Source organism: Iodidimonas muriae (genome assembly GCF_014647255.1).
GTDB lineage: Bacteria > Pseudomonadota > Alphaproteobacteria > Sphingomonadales > Rhodothalassiaceae > Iodidimonas > Iodidimonas muriae.
On sequence record NZ_BMOV01000009.1, the window covers coordinates 31657 to 54430 of the forward strand.

Annotated in this window: 15 protein-coding genes, 1 pseudogene and 1 CRISPR repeat array; of the genes and pseudogenes, 5 read left to right on the forward strand and 11 right to left on the reverse strand. The window is 55.3% G+C overall.

The genetic code is table 11. The features are described from left to right. Window positions 1–8 precede the first annotated feature (8 nt). The 5 genes from IEX96_RS11695 to IEX96_RS11715 all read right to left on the reverse strand — a co-directional run bounded on the left by IEX96_RS11695 (window position 9) and on the right by IEX96_RS11715 (window position 4932). Entirely contained in the window at window positions 9–1808 is a 1800-nt protein-coding gene (locus tag IEX96_RS11695) for a hypothetical protein (protein WP_188873979.1), read from the reverse strand. Further along, a complete protein-coding gene (locus tag IEX96_RS11700; protein WP_188873980.1) occupies window positions 1751–2035 on the reverse strand; it encodes a hypothetical protein in 285 nt (94 codons plus the stop codon). Before IEX96_RS11700 ends, IEX96_RS11695 begins: the two co-directional genes overlap by 58 nt. Window positions 2036–2085: 50 nt before the next feature. After that, entirely contained in the window at window positions 2086–3186 is a 1101-nt protein-coding gene (locus IEX96_RS11705; RefSeq protein ID WP_150006192.1) for a DUF4785 family immunoglobulin-like domain-containing protein, read from the reverse strand. 18 nt (window positions 3187–3204) lie between these two features. Beyond that, on the reverse strand, window positions 3205–4215 hold the full coding sequence (locus tag IEX96_RS11710; protein ID WP_150006191.1) for a hypothetical protein: 1011 nt from the start codon (window positions 4213–4215) through the stop codon (window positions 3205–3207). 111 nt (window positions 4216–4326) lie between these two features. Beyond that, window positions 4327–4932, reverse strand: coding sequence for a TetR/AcrR family transcriptional regulator (locus IEX96_RS11715; protein ID WP_150006190.1), 606 nt, complete (start codon window positions 4930–4932; stop codon window positions 4327–4329). Between the two features lie 168 nt (window positions 4933–5100). Between IEX96_RS11715 and IEX96_RS11720 the strand changes: the two genes are divergently transcribed. The 5 genes from IEX96_RS11720 (at window position 5101) to IEX96_RS11740 (ending at window position 12078) form a co-directional block, all read left to right on the forward strand. After that, a complete protein-coding gene (locus tag IEX96_RS11720; protein WP_149999879.1) occupies window positions 5101–5655 on the forward strand; it encodes a carboxymuconolactone decarboxylase family protein in 555 nt (184 codons plus the stop codon). A gap of 70 nt (window positions 5656–5725) precedes the next feature. Further along, window positions 5726–6424 (forward strand): haloacid dehalogenase type II, encoded by a 699-nt coding sequence (locus IEX96_RS11725; RefSeq protein WP_150006189.1) that lies wholly within the window; start codon window positions 5726–5728, stop codon window positions 6422–6424. A 175-nt stretch (window positions 6425–6599) separates the two neighbouring features. Then, window positions 6600–7466, forward strand: coding sequence for a class I SAM-dependent methyltransferase (locus IEX96_RS11730; protein ID WP_150006188.1), 867 nt, complete (start codon window positions 6600–6602; stop codon window positions 7464–7466). A gap of 115 nt (window positions 7467–7581) precedes the next feature. Then, on the forward strand, window positions 7582–8475 hold the full coding sequence (locus IEX96_RS11735; protein WP_149999876.1) for an ABC transporter ATP-binding protein: 894 nt from the start codon (window positions 7582–7584) through the stop codon (window positions 8473–8475). 15 nt (window positions 8476–8490) lie between these two features. Further along, window positions 8491–12078, forward strand: coding sequence for an ABC transporter permease/M1 family aminopeptidase (locus IEX96_RS11740; protein WP_188873981.1), 3588 nt, complete (start codon window positions 8491–8493; stop codon window positions 12076–12078). Window positions 12079–12102: 24 nt separating this feature from the next. After that, window positions 12103–14267: direct repeats of the CRISPR family, unit length 29 nt; unit sequence CGGTTCATCCCCGCGCGTGCGGGGAACAC. 60 nt (window positions 14268–14327) lie between these two features. On the opposite strand, the gene cas3 is transcribed toward IEX96_RS11740, so the two are convergent. The 6 genes and pseudogenes from cas3 to IEX96_RS14330 all read right to left on the reverse strand — a co-directional run. Then, a complete protein-coding gene (gene cas3, locus IEX96_RS11745; RefSeq protein ID WP_188873982.1) occupies window positions 14328–17048 on the reverse strand; it encodes a CRISPR-associated helicase Cas3' in 2721 nt (906 codons plus the stop codon). A gap of 17 nt (window positions 17049–17065) precedes the next feature. Further along, on the reverse strand, window positions 17066–17641 hold the full coding sequence (locus IEX96_RS11750; protein WP_150006185.1) for a hypothetical protein: 576 nt from the start codon (window positions 17639–17641) through the stop codon (window positions 17066–17068). 323 nt (window positions 17642–17964) lie between these two features. After that, complete coding sequence (locus tag IEX96_RS14255) at window positions 17965–20439, reverse strand: SEL1-like repeat protein (protein ID WP_308424567.1); 2475 nt, start codon at window positions 20437–20439, stop codon at window positions 17965–17967. 580 nt (window positions 20440–21019) lie between these two features. Beyond that, window positions 21020–21859 (reverse strand): hypothetical protein, encoded by an 840-nt coding sequence (locus IEX96_RS11760; RefSeq protein WP_150006295.1) that lies wholly within the window; start codon window positions 21857–21859, stop codon window positions 21020–21022. Continuing rightward, window positions 21844–22287, reverse strand: coding sequence for an MvdC/MvdD family ATP grasp protein (locus IEX96_RS11765; RefSeq protein ID WP_150006294.1), 444 nt, complete (start codon window positions 22285–22287; stop codon window positions 21844–21846). Before IEX96_RS11765 ends, IEX96_RS11760 begins: the two co-directional genes overlap by 16 nt. Window positions 22288–22615: 328 nt before the next feature. After that, window positions 22616–22774: pseudogene (locus tag IEX96_RS14330) on the reverse strand (IS3 family transposase); the annotation flags it as partial.

Consider the following 22774-nt stretch of genomic DNA (forward strand, 5'->3'; position numbering starts at 1 on the left):
ACAAAATATTATTGCGGCGCAAACCTCTCCAATCCCTGACGCGCTATGGGTTGCAATGTCGGGTGGCCCTTTTCGGCAATTTTCCGCACCCATGCCACATAACGATCCTGTTCAGGATGTCCGCGCAGATTATAAATGGAACTGCCCAGCGCACCTTGGAAAAACCGTGTCCCCCATTGGCCGGTAATTTTATCATCCTTGGACAAGGCAATGGGGTCCATGAAGGCGATCCGCTCGGGGATGGGCAGCCTCTCGATGGATGCACGGCTGAAAAAAGTCTCCATCTGGGCTTGTGAGATACTGCTATCCAATGCCAGTTTTCCAATATTTTCGGAAACCGTCGTCGCTTCATCTCCCAAGGTTTCGGAAAAATTGCGCGCGACCATCCAGGTAGCCAGCCAATCAAACACACGGGAATTGGCCATATGCCCAGTATGTGCAAGGGATTGATCCACCACATTGGGTATCGCCAGTTCCTGCGGCAGTCGCCGGCTCCGCATGGCACTGTCGAAGGCTTTTACCACGCCATCGGCCACCGCATAGGCCCATTTATCTTCTGAAGGGCGGGCATATATGCTTTCGGCAAGCGCTTCGACCAGATCCGGATGCGCGTTATAATCAATGCGCGGCAGAACCCCTTTCAGACGCTGCACGATGGTGCCGATCACCACCTCTTGTTCTTCATTTTTCAAAAGCTGAAAAGCCGGTGTCATCAAACGCCGGGGTTCAAGGGGGTCCTGCACAGTTGCGTCTATCAAGGAGCCTGCGGCCAAAGCGCGTACCAATGGCAGATCATGGGCCATCAGATTTTGCAGCATGTCATGATAAGCGTCTTGTGCCTGTCGGTAATCAGCTTGGGCCTGTTCGCCCTGTGCGGAATTTCGCACTACAGCACTTGATTGTTTCAGCCGCGCCACCAGACCAGCCATTTCTCCAAAAAGACTTTGCAGGTCCTGTTCCGACTGACCCGTTTTTTCGATCAGGCCCCCATAGATTTTGATGGATTGTGCGGGTGGCATAGACCCGCTGAACGCTCGCAGCGTTTGCCTATAATCAGCCACGCTTGCCAACGGATACTCCGCCAACAGGGCCAGCGAGGCATCCAGAGCCTCTTGCCCGCCCATCCGTTGAAGGGTTTGCAAGGCAACCCGCAGATTGGGCATCTGCATATGGTGGTCTTTGATCCAGTCGATTTTGCGGGGATCGGGCAGATCCATATCGGGCATGACAATCATCAGTTTCTGGGTAGTGGATGGGGATACATCCCTATCCATCAACGCCACCCCGAACGCAGAGGCCGCGTCAGTGTTTACGGCGAGACTGAACAGCATTTCCGCATGTTCGGGATTGTCTTTAGTCACCTGCGCAGCGAAATCCTCCAGTTCTTCTTCCCCTAAAACCTCAGGGGCGCGGTTCACCAATTCCTGCCATGTGCGGGATTGGGCCGTATATTGAGGATCCGAGAGCAGCTTGGAAAAAAGATCGGGTAGTTGAGGGTCTTGCATTTGATGCAGGGTGGCCAATGCCCCGACCTTTACCCGATCATCTGTATCCTCTTGCGCCATGATCCGTATCTTTTCACGCGCAGGAAGGGCATTGACACCGAACTGCGCCACATCCCGCAATGTCAGCATCCGCCTTTCTGGATTGATATCGCTCAATCCCGGTGTCACCTCGGATAATGTCCGGCCATTATAGGTGGCATTCTCGTCATAATCAGGAAGGCCGCTTTCTCCGCAAGCGGACAGACTTAACCCCAAGGCAAGAAAAACACATATCCATAACAAATACTGATGAAATACAGCCATAACAGCCCCCCCCCAGACCACATCTCTAATCGATGCAGATTTCCACCATCAGATGCACTTTTACCATCTTGGCAGCATAATCTAAATTTACGATAAATTAAAGTAAAAATTCTTGTTCTTCCGGCCTCGGAACCAGCTTCTCCCTTCTCAAGGCTTGGTCCCTTATGACCTGGATCACCGCCCGCAAATCCTTCAACATCTTCGCCCAGCAAAAAGGCCTGCGGCATCAAGAATACCACAGGCCCCAAAGGCAATGCCCATCCGGGCGATCCTATGGTCAGTTTGGCTTATGGCGCATTTCCAAAGCCTTTTCCCGTTCGCGGGATAGCGCATCAAGGCGGCGCGATTGCTCTATCAGATCAGCCCGATAAAACTCCCGATCATGGAAGGCGGATGTTTTATAAGACTCTGTTTTATAAACATTTTCATAAACAGGCCCCAAGGCATTGGGGATGGCATTGGCGCTGGTTACTGTCACCGATCCCAATGTCAGCGGCCCTTTTGCGCCGGCTTCACGCAAGGCAAGGCCATAAAAGGTCAGATCCATCCATCTGGTGCCCGGCTCCAGATAAAGGGCATTTTGAGAACTGGCCAATGGCTCGCCCTGCGCATTATGCAAGATACCGGACAGATGAAAGCGGCCTTTGGCCTCTACCGATATTTCGGCGCGGATCACCAGATCGCCATCCACCATATGATGTTCATATTTTCCGGTCAGGTCTGCTGCGGGATGGCTGTAAAGAACGCCGGTGATGCCCTTCAGGCGATCGCCACGCCCATCACTGGCTGTAATGATCACCGCAAGGTTTTCCGCATATCCGATCATCGGCTCCCTATCGGCAGGCAGATCGAACCGTCCCGTATAAATCCCGTCTCCGGCCTTTTCATCGCCATTGGTTCCATTATCCGAGAATTTGAACGCGCCCAAAGGCCCGGAAACCGGACCTGTCACCTGCCCGACAATGGTCATCGGGCCGGTCATGGTGCCGTCTCTGGGCAGCACCAAAAGGTCTTCATCATTCGCCGCAGCACGGGTGACTTGCGCATAAATATAAACAGGCTCCCCCCGTTCATAACGAATACCAGAAGGCCAGACAGTCAATCCATCCCCATACTCACGCGGCAGGGTTTGGCGGGTCGGAATGCGCTGGGCCATCAAGGGGTCTGGCTGTCCCTTTGCCACCGGCTGGGACCATGCGGGAAAACGCGCTCGGTCTTGATAGCTGCGGGCAGCATGGGCGGCCAGATCGGGAACTGACGGTGGTCCGATTTTTTGCGCCTTGTCCCGATCGCTTTGGGCCGCGGCTGAAAGAGACCCGACAGCAACGGAAAAGCCGACAAAAAGTGCGGCGACGATCGATGTTTTGAATAGTGTCATCTTATCTCTCCATCGCACTTAATAAAGGCTGCTGATAAAACTGGCCGTGGTCATGCCACTGGCAACGACGGTATCGGGCGCACAGCTTGTTCCATTGCATGTCCATATCCCGTCGGGGATCTGCCTGCGGTCGTCTGCATCGCTGGCATCGCGTTCATCGCTATGATTTTCATGCGCCGCATCCAGATTGATGAAGCCAGATGCTTCCTGTTTGAAGGAATTTTTGCAAACGGTGCTGTTATTATAGCTGGCATCGGCATTGCCGCCACAGGCAAAAATCGAAGCATATTGAACGACACCGTCATCTTCTCCGGTCAAACAGGCACTGGCCCCGAAAATCGCTTCATAGCCACCCGTTAGGTAGACATTCCGCGCCGGTGCGCCGGAAAAGGTCCGCACCTGCACATCATCGGAACTGCGCAGCCAGAAAGTGGCATCGTCGCAATCCTGAATGAAGGATGCCACGAAATTGCACAAAGACGAGGCATCGCCGCACACCGCATCCGCCCCTTGCGAGCCGCGATGCGCTCCGCCAACAGACACAACCAGGCCCAAGCGCTGGGCCACCACATCATAAGATCCGTTCAGGTTGAAATTGGGATCGCTGGGTTGTGCATTGCCCAGAATGAAATCCATGACCGTGCCGCCCATGCTGTGGGCAATAACCCAAAAGCTGCCGCCCTGGCCCCATGAAGAGGCACACCGGTTTCCGCCACCATCGGCACCCCCATTGGTGGCATTAATGATTTCAGCCGCCGCTTCGCCCGCAGCATCGGGGTCCCAAAAAGGCCGGGTGCCATTATAGCCCACCACATAATAGGACGTGGCAAAATTGCGCGTGGCTTCGCGCACAAAATCATCAGAGCCATTGACCCAATAATTGCGAGCCGTGGCCCAACTGCTATGGGTGCCGGTGTCTGTCTGCTTGCCATGCAAGAATATCAAACAGGGCGCCGCCGCTGCGGCTGATGCCAAAAGCCCGAAATAGAGGCCCGCCAGCATCACTCCTATCATCTTGAAGCGTATCATGAAGACTCTCCCCAAATTTGAATCGAATTGATACCACGAGAGGAATTGAATTATTCTTATTCCCTCATAACGGGCATATTATCTTATTCGGGGAAAGAGTCTATAAACTTTCTAGTTATGCGATTGGTCGCGCAATAGCTCCCATCCTTGCGCCAGATCCTCGGCAAGATCCGCCAGACCTTTCCGGTCCGTGCCGCGATGGGCCTCGATTCTAAGGGCTGTGATATCCGATTGGTAACGCCGCGCCAGCCGGCCAGTCTCCATCTCCGGTGACAGCTCGCCACATGCTTTTGCCCGATCGAATATGGTGGCAATTTCCGCCTGTATCCGATCCAGATAACAGCGTGCCTGTTCAGCGATTTTGGCTTCTGAAGCCGTTGTATCCAGAAGGGTTTTTATCAGCATACAGGCGCGGCTATTGCAATCGCCGCCCTGATTTTGGCCAAGCCAGCGCAGATGGTCGCACAGCCCTTGCAGCGGTGAAGGACTGGCCGAAATCCTTTCATGCAGTTCCGCAATATTTTTCTGGAAATATCGCTCAAGCGCGGCACAAAACAGCGCTTCTTTATTTTTAAACGCCGCATAGATGCTCCCCGGCTTCATGGACAGGGCAGCTTCCAGATCCTTCAAAGATGTTGCGTGATAGCCTTTTGTCCAAAAAAGGCTCACTGCCGCATCCAATGCGGCCTCGCGGTCATATGGGCGGGCGCGTTTCATGATCCCTCTTAATAAAAGATGCGGCCCTGTTTGTCTTCTGCCCATCGCGTCTTATTGGTCAAGTTTGAGTGATCGCTCAAATTGTCTATTGAGCAATCGCTCAAGCATCCCCATTGTCCGATTAACCCGAAACGGGGAGCCGCCCCATACCCAACTCAGGAGAGAGCGATGACTGACTTCACCTTGTATGATGAAACCAACGCCCCCGAAGGCAGCAAGGAATTGCTGGCCAACTCGAAAAAATCTTTCGGAATGATCCCCAATCTGCATGCGGTGATGGCGGAAGCCCCCGGCCTTTTGGAAGCCTATCAAAAGCTGCACGAACTATTGCTGAACACCAGCTTCAATGCGGAAGAGCTTACCGTTGTATGGCAGACCATCAATGTGGAACATTCTTGCCATTATTGCGTGCCCGCACATACCGCCATCGCCAAAAGCATGAATGTGAGCGACGAAATCGGTGATGCGTTGCGCAATGAAACGCCCCTACCCGATGCCCGGTTGGAAGCCCTGCGCAGCTTCACCTTGTCTGTGGTGCGAAATCGGGGCAATGTGGATGATGAAACCGTACAGGCCTTTCTGGATGCGGGGTTCACCAAGCGCCATGTGCTTGAGGTGATCCTTGGACTCGCCCAGAAAGTGATGTCCAACTATACCAACCACATCACCAAAACGCCGGTTGATGCGCCATTCGCCAAATTCGGATGGACAAAAGCGGCCTGACCGGCCCCGAATTTCCGATCAGGGCAGTGCATGGATGCTGCCCTGATCAAAAAGCGAGCAAACAAGCCCCATGACCAAGCGCACAGCCATTTCGATCATCATATTCGATGTGAATGAAACGCTGCTGGATATCACCACGCTTGATCCTGTGTTCAAGCGGGTGTTTGGCAATAGCGCCGCCCTGCGGGACTGGTTTGCGCAGTTGATCCTCTATTCCCAAACGATGACGCTATCCGGCCTTTACACGCCATTCGGTGATTTGGCGGTGGGAAGCCTTAAAATGCTGGCCTCCATCCATAACCGGCCATTGAGCGACAGCGATATTGATGATCTGAAACAACAGATGGGCAGCATGCCCGCCCATCAAGATGCGGCACCCGCCCTCACCCGGCTGCGCGATGCGGGCTTTCGGCTTGTCACCTTGACAAATTCCGCCAGCACCGCCGCCCCCTCACCCCTGGAACGGGCAGGATTAGGCGATTTCTTCGAACGATCCTTTAGTATCGAGGCGGTTGTAAAGTTCAAACCGGCTCCGGAAACATACCGTTTTGTGGCAAAGGAAATGGGAGCCGAAATGGCGCAAATATGCCTTGTTGCCTGCCATTTATGGGATACCATCGGGGCGCAAGCCGCAGGCTGCCATGGCGCGTTCCTGACCCGCCCCCACAATGCCATCTTGCCTGCCTCCCATGTGCCCCGCCCGGATTTTTGCGCACCCGATCTCGTCAGCCTTGCCGATCAGATCATTGGCGGTGCTCAGCCTCGGTAAATTCGCCCCCATATTCCTTATCCCTGAAAAGCACCGGCTTTGGTGCTTTTGCTTGTCCGTAACATGCGCGATCTTCTTGTCCTTCCCCTTCGACAAGCAGGATATGGTGATCTAGGATCGACATATGAACGGCTGAACAAATTGGCGAGAGCCTTCAAACACCGGGAACGCAGCAATGACCAACACGGATGTCCATAATCCCCAAGACTTGAAAACAGAGGATTGGGCTGGCGATATGGGCGCCACATGGCTTGCCAATCTATCCGGTTTTGAAGGAATGATTGCCCCCATCGGCAAAGCTTTACTGGCCCGCGCCGATTATCAGGCCGGTGAAACGGTTCTTGATATCGGCTGTGGCGGGGGCGCCACCACCATTGCCATTGCCCAATCAGTTGCCCCTTCCGGCCATGTTTTGGGAATTGATATTTCACCGGACCTCAAGGCCGCAGCACTTGCACGGGCCGCAGCAGCCGGTGTGGAAAACGCACACTTCCTATGTACCGATGCCGCCACTGTCCGTTTGCAAGACGCGCCGTTTGACCGTCTTTTCTCCCGCTTTGGCTGTATGTTCTTTGAAGATCCGGTGGCCGCATTCTCCAATCTACATGGCCTGCTGCGCAAAAATGGCCGGGTCGATCTGGCGGTCTGGGCTGCCCCGCGCGACAATCCATGGATGATGGACATGATGGCCATTGTGAAAACATATATCGATGTGCCGCCCGCTATCCCGCGCGCGCCCGGACCGTTTGCCTTTGAAGATCTGGATTATGTGCGCGACATTTTAGACGCCAGCGGCTTCAAGGACATGGACGTGGCCCCCCATGAAGGCTTGCAACCGGTGGGCGGCGCAGGCGCATCCCCGCAGACCGCTGTTGACTTCGCCCTCAACTCCATCGCCCAAGGCCGGTTAGTAAAAACCACAGACGCCTCGATAACGCTGAAAGCCGGCCAGGATCTTCACGATCTTTTTGCGCGCCATCATGTGCCGCAAAAAGGGGTGATGATGCACGGAAAAGCATGGCTTGTCTCCGCCCGCGCTTAAATGATCGCGCCATCCGGATACACACGAAAAAACATAAAAACCGGGCCTAAACGAAAGAACTCTTTAGCTTTCCAAATCACCAACTAAAGTGTTCTTGATAAAGGGAGGCTTTCACATGCTGGAACTCAAGGCTGTCACACATATTTACCCCAATGGCACACGGGCACTGGACGCTGTATCATTGAGTATCCCCAAAGGCATGTACGGCCTTTTGGGCCCCAATGGGGCAGGGAAATCCACCTTGATGCGCACGGTGGCCACCTTGCAGACCCCCACCGAGGGCAGCATCCGGTTTGGCGATATCGATGTGATCGCCCAGCCCGAACTTTTGCGAGAACGGCTGGGGTATCTCCCGCAGGATTTCGGCGTTTATCCCCGTGTCTCGGCCTATGACATGCTGGACCATATGGCGGTCTTGAAGGGCATTGCCTCGGCCCGCGAGCGGAAAGAGACGGTGGAAACCCTTCTGAACCAGACAAATTTATGGGCCGTGCGAAAAAAGGCCATTGCCGGGTTTTCCGGCGGCATGCGCCAGCGCTTTGGCATCGCCCAGGCTCTGATCGGCAATCCCGAATTGATCATCGTCGATGAACCAACAGCCGGTCTTGATCCCGAAGAACGCAACCGCTTCCTTAATCTGTTGGCGGAAATCGGTGAAAATGTCGTTGTTATTCTGTCCACCCATATCGTGGATGATGTGGCCGATCTGTGCCCACGCATGGCCGTGCTGACGGCGGGGCGGATCCAGCTTGAAGGGGCGCCGCTCGACCTCATCCATCAAACCCGTGGCAGCATCTGGGCCAAAACAATCGAGCGCCATCAGCTCGACAGCTATTCCGACCGTTATGACGTTATCTCCACGCGGCTCTTTGCCGGACGCACCATTATTCATGTGCTGTCATCATCCGACCCTCAAAATGGTTTCACTGCTGTGGAAGGGGGGCTGGAGGATGTCTATTTCTCAGCGCTTGCCCATGCCCGGCGCGCCTCCACCGCAACAGCCGCCTGAAGAGGACGCCAAATCATGTTCGGAAAGATCGCCGCCTTCGAACTTCGCTATCAATTCCGCAATCCGGTGTTTTGGGTCGTTGTTATCCTGTTCTTTTTGCTGACCTATGGGTCCATCACCGTGGATCAGATACAGATCGGCAGCGGGGGGAATATTCACAAGAATTCGCCCAGCGCCATCATCCAGATCCACCAGATCTTTTCGCTTTTTTATATGTTTGTGACCACCGCATTTGTCGCCAATGTCATTGTCCGCGATGATGAAAGCGGCTTTGGCCCGATGGTGCGCTCCACGCAAGTATCAAAATTCAACTATCTCATTGGCCGCTTTCTTGGCGCATTTGGCGCGGCGGCCATATCCTTTCTGGCGATCCCTTTGGCCATCTGGTTTGGCTCGCTCATGCCATGGGTCGATCCGGAAACGCTGGGGCCAAACCGGCTGCATAATTATGTTTATGCCTATATGGTACTGGCACTGCCCAATTTGTTCCTCACCTCGGCTATTTTCTTCCTTGTCGCGGCGATGACCCGCTCCATGATGTATTCCTATCTGGGCGTTGTGGCGTTTCTGATTGCCTATCTTGTGGTCAACACCATCCTCCGCTCCAAGCCGGAACTGCGCGATATTGCCAGCTATATCGAGCCATTCGGGCTGGCTGCCGTGGGCAATGTGATCCGCTATTGGACCGCCAGCGAGCAAAACACGCTCACGCCCCCGATCATGGGCTTTATCCTGTTCAACCGGCTCATCTGGATCGGGGTCGGACTGGCGGCCTTGTTCCTGAGCTATGCCCGGTTCAGCTTTGCCGAACGGGGCATATCGAAGCGTGCGTTACGCAAACAAGCACGCAACACCGCCAAGCTCGCCGCCACAGCGCCGCTGCTTGTTGACAGGCTTCCCAAAGCGCGGCCCGCCAAAGCGATCCGGGCACGGCTGGTGTCCCAGTGCCGATTTGAAATGGGATTGGTGTTTAAAAGCCCGGCCTTTATCGTTCTTTTGCTGATCGGCCTGTTCAATTCACTGGGTGGCTTGCTTTTCTCCGGCGAGATTTACGGCACCCCGGCGCGCCCGCTCACCTTTTCCATGATCCAGGTTTTGCGCGGCAGCTTCAGCCTCTTCCCTTTGATTATTGCCATTTATTATGCCGGTGAATTGGTGTGGCGCGACCGTGAACGCAAAATGCACGAAATCATCGACGCCACCTCGCTGCCCAATTGGGCTTATATGATTCCGAAAACTCTGGCCGTGATGGGGGTGTTGTTCGCGGCGCTTGTGGCATCGGTTCTGGCAGCGATGGCCGTACAGCTTGTCCGTGGTCACTATGACGTACAATTGGACCAATATCTTGGCTGGTATGTCCTGCCGATGACGGTGGATATGGTCATTCTGGCGATCCTCGCTGTCTTTGTGCAAGCGCTTAGCCCCAATAAATATATCGGCTGGGGCATCATGGTCATCTATTTGGTGGCCACCATCACCCTCACCAATATCGGGTTCGAACATCCGCTCTATCAATATGGCGCTACCGGATCACAACTGTTCTCTGACATGAATGGCAGCGAGATCGGCGGGGCCGTGGGATGGTGGCTGCGCCTTTATTGGGGGGCCTTCGCAGCCATATTGGCCGTGCTGGCGCATCTTTTGTGGCGCCGGGGCACAGAAACCCGGCTGACGCCCCGCCTGAAGCAATTGCCGCAGCGACTGGCCAGCCCATCCGGGGCTGTCATGGCGGTGGCACTGGTGGTTTATACGGTAACCGGCGGCTGGTTATTCTGGAATATGAATGTCCTCAATGTGTATCGCACACAGGATGATCTCAACCGCATGCGGGCCGAATACGAGAAGAAATATCTCGCAAATGAACAGATCAAACAGCCATCGCTTACCCATATCACGCTGGATGTGTCGCTTTACCCTGCCAAGCGGCAAGCCATCACCGAAGGCCGCTACCAATTTATCAATGATACCGGTGCGCCCCTTCAAGAATTGCATGTGCGTCTGTCGGATTTCACCACCAAGCTGATCGCAACCGATCTGCCGGACGCCACATTGGAAATGAACGATACAGACCTGCAATACCGCATTTATCGTTTCACCACCCCCTTGGCCCCCAATGCCACTTCAGAATTAACCTTTAAAACCGAGCGCCATAATCAAGGATTGCCGGCCAATGGCGACGATACGCGACTGGTCAGGAATGGCACCTTTCTCAGCAATTTCCAGATTGCTCCGCAAATCGGTATGAGCCGGGATTCCCTGCTCAGCGATCCTGTCATACGCCGCAAACACGGGCTGCCATCCGAGCTGCGGGCAGCAAAGCTTGAAGACCTGTCGGCAACGGCACGAAACGGGATCAGCAATGCGTCCTGGGTTTATTCCGACATCACGATCACAACCGATGCGGATCAGGTGCCGGTGGCACCGGGGCGCGAGGTTATGACCAGCACCGAAAATGGCCGCCGCACCGCACGTTTTGTTTCATCGGCCCCTATTGTTGCCTTCTTCTCGATCCAGTCGGCAAATTACGCAATCAAGACAGAAGAAGCGGATGGCGTGCAGCTTTCGGTTTATTCCGACCCCAAGCATGTGTGGAATGTGGACCGCATGCTAGAGGCTATGAAAACCTCTCTGGCCTATTTTCAGCAAAATTTCGGCCCTTATCAGTTCGATCACGCCCGTATTCTTGAATTTCCCGGCTATGCCTCTTTTGCCCAGTCTTTTGCGGGCACCATTCCTTATTCCGAGCGTATCGGTTTCATCGCCAATACCAGCGATCCCGATAAGATCGACTATGTAACCTATGTGACAGCCCATGAAATCGCCCACCAATATTGGGCGCACCAGCTCAATGCGGCAGCCATGCAGGGCAACACCATGCTGATCGAATCTATGGCGCAATATTCGTCGCTGATGGTGATGAAACAGATCTATGGCGAGGATCAGATCCGGCGTTTCCTGAAATATGAACTGGACAATTATCTGCGCTCGAGGGGCAGCGAACGGATCGAGGAACTGCCGCTCGATCGCGTGGAAAACCAAGCCTATATCCATTATCGCAAGGGCGCGGTGGTGCTGTATCTTTTGCAAGACCGGCTGGGCGAAGATCGCGTGAACCAAATGCTTGCAAGCCTGTTGGACAAATACCGCTTCAAAGGAGCACCCTATGCCCGCTCCACAGAGCTTGTAGAAGGGTTCCTGTCCCTTACGCGCAATAGCGACGAGCATGATCTGGTGCTGGACCTTCTGGACCGCATCACCATCTATGACCTGAAGGCTGAAGACGCCACCGTGCGCGCCCTACCCGATGATACATTCGAGACGGTGATTACGGTTGCGGCACAGAAATTCTATGCCGATGGAGCCGGTGTGGAAGAACCAACCCCGCTCTCCGACCAGATCGACATCGGGCTGTTTGACCAGCGTCCGGGCATGGGAAGTTTCAAAGCCGAGGACGTGATTTCCATGAAACGGCTGCCGGTTATATCGGGAACGCAAACGATCCGGGTGATCACAAGGCGCAAGCCGGCCTTTGCGGGGATTGATCCTTATAACAAATATATTGATCGAAACAGCGATGATAATGTGGTGGCGGTAACAGAATAACCGCCCTCTCAGCTGTAGCTTTATCAGTTCATCCCCGCGCGTGCGGGGAACACTCCGTTGCCCCAACATCCAAAGTCATTTCCAGCGGTTCATCCCCGCGCGTGCGGGGAACACTGGCATGAGCCTCTCCCTAGCGGCGACATTTGCGGTTCATCCCCGCGCGTGCGGGGAACACTTGTCTATGAGAATGACGATTTTGAGCATGAGCGGTTCATCCCCGCGCGTGCGGGGAACACTGAACGAGAGAGTCCCAAGAGCCAGATCGGTTCGGTTCATCCCCGCGCGTGCGGGGAACACTGTCTAAATTAGTCATGGTGTGGGTGAACGTCCGGTTCATCCCCGCGCGTGCGGGGAACACGATTTCCGGGATAATACGGACAAGCTGTATATCGGTTCATCCCCGCGCGTGCGGGGAACACATCGCTTCCGCAAAGGCGCGGCTTTCAATACACGGTTCATCCCCGCGCGTGCAGGGAACACGCCACGTAGTCCGCAACAGTGACCGGCACCTGCGGTTCATCCCCGCGCGTGCGGGGAACACCGCGCGCTTTCATCCGCAAGAAACGTTTCGATCGGTTCATCCCCGCGCGTGCGGGGAACACCAGTCAATGAAGCTTCCGCCATCCTCATCCGTCGGTTCATCCCCGCGCGTGCGGGGAACACGCGGTCAAGTTCGGTGATGATTGGGTTAAGGACGGTTCATCCCCGCGCGTGCGGGGAACACGAAGCCGAAGGTATGGGCGAGCTTGAAGGCGACGGTTCATCCCCGCGCGTGCGGGGAACACGCGGTCAAGCTCGGAGATGACAGGGTTCAACACGGTTCATCCCCGCGCGTGCGGGGAACACACTGACCGGCGTTTTGGATCGCCTGGCAAAATCGGTTCATCCCCGCGCGTGCGGGGAACACTCTGTGCGTACCGCCAGAATGTCCTTAATCCCCGGTTCATCCCCGCGCGTGCGGGGAACACTCAATACAGCCTTGCCCCTGATGACAAGGAAGCGGTTCATCCCCGCGCGTGCGGGGAACACCGCGAACCACCGCGCGCGATGATCTTCTTGAGCGGTTCATCCCCGCGCGTGCGGGGAACACATGAGCGATGCAAATACGATGATTAAAAGCAGCGGTTCATCCCCGCGCGTGCGGGGAACACGAACGCTGCATCTGGCTTTCCTCGGATTTGGCCGGTTCATCCCCGCGCGTGCGGGGAACACCAACGCATGCCATGCTCGGCGATAGAACGCAGCGGTTCATCCCCGCGCGTGCGGGGAACACAATCTTGCAGGAGCTAACCTCCATCTCGCGAACGGTTCATCCCCGCGCGTGCGGGGAACACGGAGTCCGTGGTCTCGATTATGCGTTCGCAGACGGTTCATCCCCGCGCGTGCGGGGAACACATCGACTGCTTCTGCGGCTTCTTCACGGGCGCGGGTTCATCCCCGCGCGTGCGGGGAACACAGAGTTTATAAGCACGCACTCGGGTCGGGATGCGGTTCATCCCCGCGCGTGCGGGGAACACGCTTCGAGCGCCGCCACCTTTTGCTGGGTGTCCGGTTCATCCCCGCGCGTGCGGGGAACACTGATGAACTGTTTGGGATTTCCGAATAGTTGCCGGTTCATCCCCGCGCGTGCGGGGAACACCCGCAGGCACTGCAGCCCCTCGCTGTCCTCATCGGTTCATCCCCGCGCGTGCGGGGAACACAGACCTCATCCGCGGACTGGGCGGCACCCTCCCCGGTTCATCCCCGCGCGTGCGGGGAACACGGCCGACCAGAGTTCAATTTCTCAATAATATTGGGTTCATCCCCGCGCGTGCGGGGAACACGATCGGCAAGCGCGGGTGGGCAGATCCATAACCGGTTCATCCCCGCGCGTGCGGGGAACACATCGTGCCGATCGCGTTTGACTGCAAGGCGAGCGGTTCATCCCCGCGCGTGCGGGGAACACGGGATATCGCATCGGATCGCGCCCAGGCTGAGCGGTTCATCCCCGCGCGTGCGGGGAACACGCCATCACGCGCAGCGCAGCATCCGTCACCGGCGGTTCATCCCCGCGCGTGCGGGGAACACTGTTGCGGTGTTGCTCGAACTCGGTTCACCAGCGGTTCATCCCCGCGCGTGCGGGGAACACATCATCGAACGCGACGATCAGGTAAAATCGACCGGTTCATCCCCGCGCGTGCGGGGAACACTCTTCCTAGAAGCTATTGATAGTTCATAGTTTTTCACTTGTCAAAGATTCTACCACTGAATCAGCCGTTTTCAGCGTCGACAAACCATAACCCTTTTAATGGATCATAAGCCAGCCTTTGATCGCCCATTTCGCTTGTCACCACAGCATTCCAAGTGCCGCCATCTTTGCCTTCGCCCTCACGCATGATCACAAGTTGGATTGATCGCCGCGCCCAGCGGGGCCAGAACTGCTTGGCGGCTGCAACCTGATCTGTTTCCTGGTGATCTTCACAAGGTCCTCCCACTCTGGATGCCCGTACACTGATCTCACTCAGCGCCCAAAGCGCTCGCAATTGTTCAAACGGAACTGCATTTCCCGCTGCTCCACCATAGGCCCATGGCACCAGCAGGCCGCCATCTTCACGAGCCAGACGCAGGGTGGTTGTGGGTTCGCCTAATCTGGTTCGCGCCTGTGTATCGGATTCCCAAGGCGTATCCGTTCGGCTATAGCCTTTGCCGATATCCAGAACCGACATTTTGGCAAGGGTTCTCTCCGCGCCCTCCCGGCCTTCTTCGTGCAGTTCCGCATCCTCCAGACCGGCTGGCACGCCGCATTGTCGATCATCGGGATACACGGTTTCGATCAACACCGGCAAATCATTGGGCAATAAAAGCTGCGTCCTGTCGGACTCCCCAAACAGGGACCGGGCTGTCAACCACAGTCTGGCGGATGAGCGATAAACGGCTGCCGTACCCGGCATATGTGCCTTTAGCCACTTTGCATCAGGATTGTCTGGCGGTGGCGGCGAGAGGATGTGGAGACAAGGCACACCTTCGCGACCGGGTCGCATATGGCGCCACAAACGACCGGCGCGCTGGACCAACAGATCGATCGGCGCCAGATCGCTAATCATGGTGTCAAAATCCAGATCGAGCGATTGTTCAACCACCTGCGTTGCAATCAGTATCTGTCCGGCACGGTCCGCTGCCCCGCCCCGTGGCCCAAAGCGTTTCATCACCGTTTCCTGAATCCTCAGCCTGTCCACAAGGGCAAAGCGGGCGTGAAACAGGATCGATGAAAAACCCTGATCGCGTAATTGGTTCCAGGCCGATATGGCGTCATCGACGGTGTTGCGAATCCAGCAAACAGCGTCGCCGCGCCCCGCCGCCTCGATCACGGTCTCCAGTGCTGCCGCTTCCGTATCCAGTCTGGCAAGGTCAAGTTTTCGCTCTGCCCCTAATGCGGGCTTGGGGAGTCCATGAATATGAAGGCCATCCGCGCTGGCCAGAAATGCAGCCGGATAAGGGAGGTTGTCCGGCAGATTTTCGGGTGCCCCCGCGTCTGTCGCAAAGCCGGCAAGCAAACGCTTTCGCACAGTTTGCGGCAATGTTGCAGACAGCAGGATCGCATGCCCGCCCATACTGGCGTGGAATTCCAGCAATGTCTGGATTTCCTGCTGCATATAAGCGTCATAAGCATGGACTTCATCAAGGATCAGAACTTTTCCAGCAAGCCCCAACAGCCGCAAAGCCTGATAACGCGCCGGTAATATTGCCAGCAATGCCTGATCTACCGTCCCCACACCAATATCGGCAAGAAAGGCCTTGCGCCGGTCATCTGCAAGCCATGCAGTACAGACAGCCGAGGCTGTTTCTTCCTCGTCGCCATAGGTTTCGTCTTTTGCCGCGCCGCTTGAAAGACCAAGAGCACGAAAACCATCGCGCACCCCTGCCCGGCTATGGGCAAGGGTGAGTGCGGGCGGCTGTCCTTCCTCTGCAAACAGGCGGCGATACCCTTCCGCCACACGGTCGAACATTCCATCCGCCGTTGCCATCGTGGGCAATGCCAGAAAAATGCCTTCCGCCTGGCCCTGCGCCATCAGGCGATGAGCCAGCATAAGCGCGGCCTCGGTTTTCCCGCTTCCGGTCGAATCCTCTATCACCGCCAATATGGGCCCGCCCCCCGGATCAATCGTCTCTGCCCATTTCTGTGCCGGGCGGGCCTGCAATCCGGGAAACAGCTCTCCAAAATCCTGAGCCGAGGCTGTGATCGCCGGTAGCACACCCGCCTCCCGAACGGCTGCTTCGGCCTTCTCAAGGGAAAGCCGCCAGTAATCACCAAGAGACATGGTGGGCGGGGTATAGGGAAACCATCGCTGGTTAGAGCCAATCCAATCCGACAACACTGCCAAGCCAGCCAATGTCCAACTGACCCGCTTGGCAGATATTGCATCAAGCCCACAGGTAAGTGGCAGGCTCAGGCCGATGGCATCTGCTGCCATACCGACAAAAGCCTTCGCCGCATCAGCACCTAGCCCATAGGTTTTTAACAGATCGGCAGACTGACTACTGCCAACAGGCGCACCATGATGGGCGACAACTGCCCCCAACAGGGCTTCGGCTGCCCTTTCTTGTTTACGCGACAGGCATGACCCAAAAAGTGGCCCAAGAAGTCGGTCAATAAGCAGGTATCCGGCAGCATCGTGACGTGGGGACGCACTGGCGTCCTTAAGTTCGCCTAAAAACGGTGGCCAATGATCAGGAGAAAGTGCCTGAAACGGGCGCGAGAATTTTCCCAGATCATGTAAGGCGACAAGATACCCCACCAATTTCGGAACATGCAATTCATCGATAGCCAAACCACGTGCCAGTACGGCCTTCATCCGTGGCCGGCGCTCTAGCAGAATTGTGGCAACCGCACCGACATCAAGGCTATGATAGGCCAAAGGATGCCAGCTTGACCCGGCATGATCCTTTGGCTGGGCCTTACCCCAAAAACACAAAACTTGGTCTTGTTCCATCCCCTACCTTCTTGCGGTCAGTTCGGGATAGACGGAAGGGGGGAGATCGGGTTCTTTAAATCGAACGCGACACGGACTTTATATTCCGGACGTGTGAGGGCATATGCAAAAAATTCTTGCTCACCGATTTCAAGAGACCAGATATTTTGAAGTGACTGCTCCAATCCAGCAGCTGCAAAAATTTCTTTTGAATACGCATCCGCCGGAAATTCCTGACGCCATTCCGTCCCGTTTGAAGTCGCCATGCCACCGTAAAAACTCAGCTGTTCTGGCCTGCCGTTTTCATCCCGATGAATATGCTTCAATTGCAGCCCGGCATCCGTTCTTGAAACCACCCACGTTCTCGAACGGTTTTCTCCAACATGGAAGCCTATCTGTATTTCGGCGTCTGTACATTCCCGGACATGCATGAAAAGGCGCTCTTGGGCCAAAGACCTTGTGGCCTCTTCAACATCTGTAGCCCGACCGGCAAAAGACTGGCCACACAGAGCCGATAAATTCTGAAAAAAGCGGTGACTTGTGCTCTCTGCATCCCCTGCAGCAGCAAATCCGCCAAAGCCCAAAGCGATAGAAAACGCAGTTATAAAACGCATGCTAAATCCCCAACAAAATCCCTCATCGCCGGATAAAAAAGGGCAGTGAGACAATCAAACCAATGCGATCATTGGCCCATATGTTCTTTTCTTCAACCTCTATCGCCGCCTCAGCCATATCCCGTTTCAATTCATGAAACACCACATCTAAGGCTTGGACCGCCATGCCGACGCCGTGGGGGGGCGAGGAACAGGCGATTGCCAAGCGGACGTGGTTAGTGGGAGCTAGTGGATAGATTCAGACGGATGGGTCCCAGTGAGAATAGCGGAAATCCTGTGGATTCGAGGCGCTTTTATGGAACTCATCCGTTGCGCCCTTACCACTAGTCCCTTACCGGGGTGGGGACGTAGCGCCTGAAATACTCATTGGAGCGTTCCTGCGCTTTGATGAGATCAGAAGGAGAAAGTTTCTTTTCAATAAGAGATCGAGCTTCTTTCGCATGTTCGTCGCCTTGCTCCCCACTGATATTTATCCACGCATAGGCTTCTATATAATCCTTCGGAACTCCTTGCCCCTCAGCATAGGCCAACCCGAGAAAGAACTGTGCCTCAGCATGACCTTGCTCTGCGGCCTGTCGATACCAGCGAACCGCCTCGGCATCATCCTTCGGAACCCCTTGCCCCTCAGCATAGGCCAACCCGAGAAAGAACTGTGCCTCAGCATGACCTTGCTCTGCGGCCTGTCGATACCAGCGAACCGCCTCGGCATCATCCTTCGGAACCCCTCGCCCTGTAGCATACATACCCCCGAGACCGAACTGTGCCCACGCATGACCTTGCTCGGCGGCCTGTCGATACCAGCGAACCGCCTCGGCATCATCTTTCGGAACTCCCTGACCCAGAGAATACATCCCCCCGAGTTTGAACTGTGCCTCCGCAATACCCTGCTCGGCGGCCTGTCGATACCAGCGAGCCGCCTCGGCATCATCCTTCGGAACCCCTTGACCCAGAAAATACATCGCCCCGAGATTGAACTGTGCCCCAGCAACCCCCTGCTCTGCGGCCTGTCGAAGCCAGCGAACCGCCTCGGCATCGTCCTTCGGAACTCCTAGACCCAGAGCATAGGCCATCCCGAGACCGAACTGTGCCCCCGCAATACCCTGCTCGGCGGCCTGTTGAAACCAACGAACTGCCTTGGCATCGTCCATCGGAACACCTTGACCCTCTGCATAGGCCATCCCGAGTTTGAACTGTGCCTCCGCAATACCTTGCTCGGCGGCCTGTCGATACCAGCGAGCCGCCTCGGCATCATCCTTCGGAACCCCTTGACCCTCAGCATACATCGCCCCGAGATTGAACTGTGCCCCCGCAACCCCCTGCTCGGCGGCCTGTCGATACCAGTGAACCGCCTCAGCATCGTCCTTCGGAACCCATCGCCCCGCGTAATACATCAACCCGAGATTGAACTGTGCATCAGCATAGCCTTGCTCGGCGGCCTGTCGAAACCAGCGAACTGCCTTGGCACCATCCTTCGGTCCCCCTCGCCCCTTGTCATACATGAACCCGAGATTGAACTGTGCCCCCGCAATACCCTGCTCGGCGGCCTGTCGATACCAGTGAACCGCCTCGGCATCGTCCTTCGGAACTCCTTGCCCCTCAGCATAGGCCAACCCGAGACTGAACTGTGCCACAGCATGACCTTGCTCGGCGGCCTGTCGAAACCAGCGAACCGCCTTGGCACCATCCTTCGGAACCCCCCGCCCCTTGTCATACATGAACCCGAGAAAGAACTGTGCCTCAGCATGACCCCGCTCGGCGGCCTGTCGATACCAGCGAACCGCCTCGGCATCATCTTTCGGAACTCCTTGACCCTCAGCATACATCGCCCCGAGATTGAACTGTGCCCCCGCAATACCCTGCTCGGCGGCCTGTCGATACCAGTGAACCGCCTCGGCATCGTCCTTCGGAACTCCTCGCCCCCCGTAATACATCGCCCCGAGATTGCTTTGTGCCTCAGCATGACCTTGCTCGGCGGCCTGTCGAAACCAGCGAACCGCCTTGGCATAATCCTTCGGAACCCCTAGACCCTTAGCATACATCGCCCCGAGAGTGTTTTGTGCCTCAGCATGACCTTGCTCGGCGGCCTGTCGAAACCAGCGAACCGCCTTGGCATAATCCTTCGGAACCTCTCGCCCCTTGTAATACATGAACCCGAGAAAGAACTGTGCCTCAGCATGACCTCGCTCGGCGGCCTGTCGATACCAGTGAACCGCCTTGGCATCATCCTTCGGAACCTCTCGCCCCGTGTAATACATCGCCCCGAGATTGTTTTGTGCCTCAGCATGACCTTGCTCGGCGGCCTGTCGAAACCAGCGAACCGCCTTGGCATCATCCTTCGGAACCTCTCGCCCCGTGTTATACATCACCCCGAGATTGTTTTGTGCCTCAGCATGACCTTGCTCGGCGGCCTGTCGAAACCAGCGAACCGCCTTGGCATAATCCTTCGGCCCCCCTTGCCCCCCGTAATACATCACCCCGAGATTGTATTGTGCATCCGCAATACCCTGCTCGGCGGCCTGCCGAAACCATCGAACCGCCTTGGCATCATCCTTCGGAACTCCTTGACCCGCGTAATACATCCCCCCGAGTTCGAACTGTGCCTCAGCATCACCTTGCTCGGCGGCCATCCGGATTTCGTTTGCTGATTGATCAGATTGTTCGGCGCCTGATTTGCTTGGTGCGTCGTATGTTTGGCCGGATGCCGGGTTTTCTGCGCTATAAGGAACATCGATGGCCCAGCCATTATGCGGGAGCAACAAAGCGGAGATTGCGGTGATAAAAAATATTTCTCGTATCATCTTTATCATCTTTACGTTTTCAGGAAATATGTAGGAGTTCGTATAGTTATTCATATTTAACTACATCATAGTACAGTAATACAACTCTAATATTATTCTTTGTAATTCTATTTTCCTTACAGTTGTTTCGGCTCTTTCCCCCAAGATGCCCCCGATTGTTGTGGGCGTGTCCCGGCTAAGGCCGGGCCGGGCTCTATGTGCGCTTGGCGGCGCTCGGCCGTGCGGTGACGATCCCTCCCGGAAGATCAATCTCCCGAAACCGATAAATCAATAACATTCTCGTGAAGATTGTTACGCTATAATTCTTCGCCTTCCGTAAACACGCATTCAGCAGGAAAAATCTGGCCGTTCTCACACCCGCTTCCGCAGACTCAGCAGTGGCTCGAAGAGCCAGGCGATGAGGAAGCCAGTGAGAAGGGCAAAGCTCAAGGGCTGCGCAACGACCGCCTCGCCATGGAGACGCTGACGCCGGGATTCGATGGCCTCGGGGCGGAAGAGCGAAGAGATCATTGCACCTGGTGTTTCCCGACGGGACGCCGGCATATTCGCAAAGCGCAAACTCCTTTAAAAAGGCCCTGGGCTATCTGTCTTGTCGCTCAGCTTGGCGCTTCCGCGCAAGCTCGACACGTTCGCGCAACGAGGCTATGAGCAGAGCAGGAACCATGCTTTCCTCATGTGTCTTCTCAAGCACGGCAAGCCACTCCTCCTGAAACCAGGGCTGAAGGTCTGCATGCTGGATGATGAACCATAAAGGGCGATAAACGTCTGGAGACAACTTCCCCGCAGCATACAGTTCCAGAGCGTGGTGGTTCAAAAGGAACGCAACGTTCTCCGCTCTAAAAGAGGTGATCTGAAAAATAGGAAAGGTGCAATCCCGACCGTCAAATCTCCCGTAGAATGAGCGGCTCTCCATCGCAGCCTGCGTCAATTCCTGCTCCATCAACGAGCGGAATTCCAGTATGGCCTCATCAAGCTCTTGAAGGGCCTCGGCCTCCGGCTGCCCGGGGTCCGATGCCACTGGCTGCTGCATGCCGTCCGATGCTATATGAAACGCGTTTTCGAGCTTGGCGCGCCACGCCCTATGGCAGAGATCAAGTGCCTTGCTGTCGAGACCTTTGAGGGTGCGTCGCGGTCTCTTGACAGGTCCAAGAATATCTTGCTGAAGAGGGTGGCCGATAAATCGGCCCGCCTCACATTCGGCTTCGATTCCAACGAAGCTGGGCGTCTTCCAGTGGATATAGTTGCCCACGTTGGACATGCACTGCATCAAACGAACCCTTGCGGCTCCTTGATATCTGCTTTCCTCTTCTGAAGACAGGCTTACGCTGGCGGTAGAAACCGCCAAAAATACAATCAACGCAAAGAATACAAATGATCGTGCCCATTGGGTCCTCACCCCATCGGTTACGACAGTTCGCATGACATCTCTTCCAGCTTATATTTAAAGGCGTGGGCGAACGTATCTGAGATTGCTCCCTCGACGATCGAGTCGAGCCACGCCCACTGACCATCCTGATCGCATTCCAGGAACCAATATTCTCCCTGTGGGTCAACGATCATGTCTATGCTTCCACTGAACAGACCCATATTGTGCATGAATACCGTCAACTTCTCCCTAACGCTATCCGGAAGTTCGTATGGTATGAAATCGAGTATCTGATTGCTTCGGCGCCAATCTGTTGCATAATATTCATGTATTTGCGAATCAATACGAAACGCATAAAATACGCCATCAATATAAACGATTCTAAGTTCAAAATCTTTTTTGATATTTTCCTGAAAAAAATGAGGGCACAATTTGAATTCTTCACCAGATGCACACTTTATGTCTTCGAGCGAAACGCGCATCGTGTTGACGTTTATGGGATACCACCGCCACCCGGAGCGGGCCGCACCTTGGACGCGGAGAGAGATTTCAAAATGACGTCGCCATGGTCATGGTGAAAATCCAGAACCGACGACTTTCGTGTCGTCACGAGCGTGGATGGACATTTCAATCCAACACAGGACGCTAGACTTTGCTGGAATGGCTTTAGCATGCAATAGCGGAAGGATAGTGGATTCAAAACGCTTCCTTCGTGCATCCTGAAAATCAAATGATAAAATGCGCGCCACTCCTTTGAGCGAAGATCAGCAGTCTGGACTTGTTATAAAAAAGTGGACACGACCGTGCCCTTTAAGCGGCTAGTTTTTCGTACGCCATTGAGCTGATGTTGCCAAGGATCGAATGCTGTCGTTTCCGGTTATAAAAGTTCATGATGTACTCATTGATGGTCCTTTCTGCCTGTTCACGGCTTTCAAACTTCACCCGCCATACCAATTCGGCCTTCAAGGT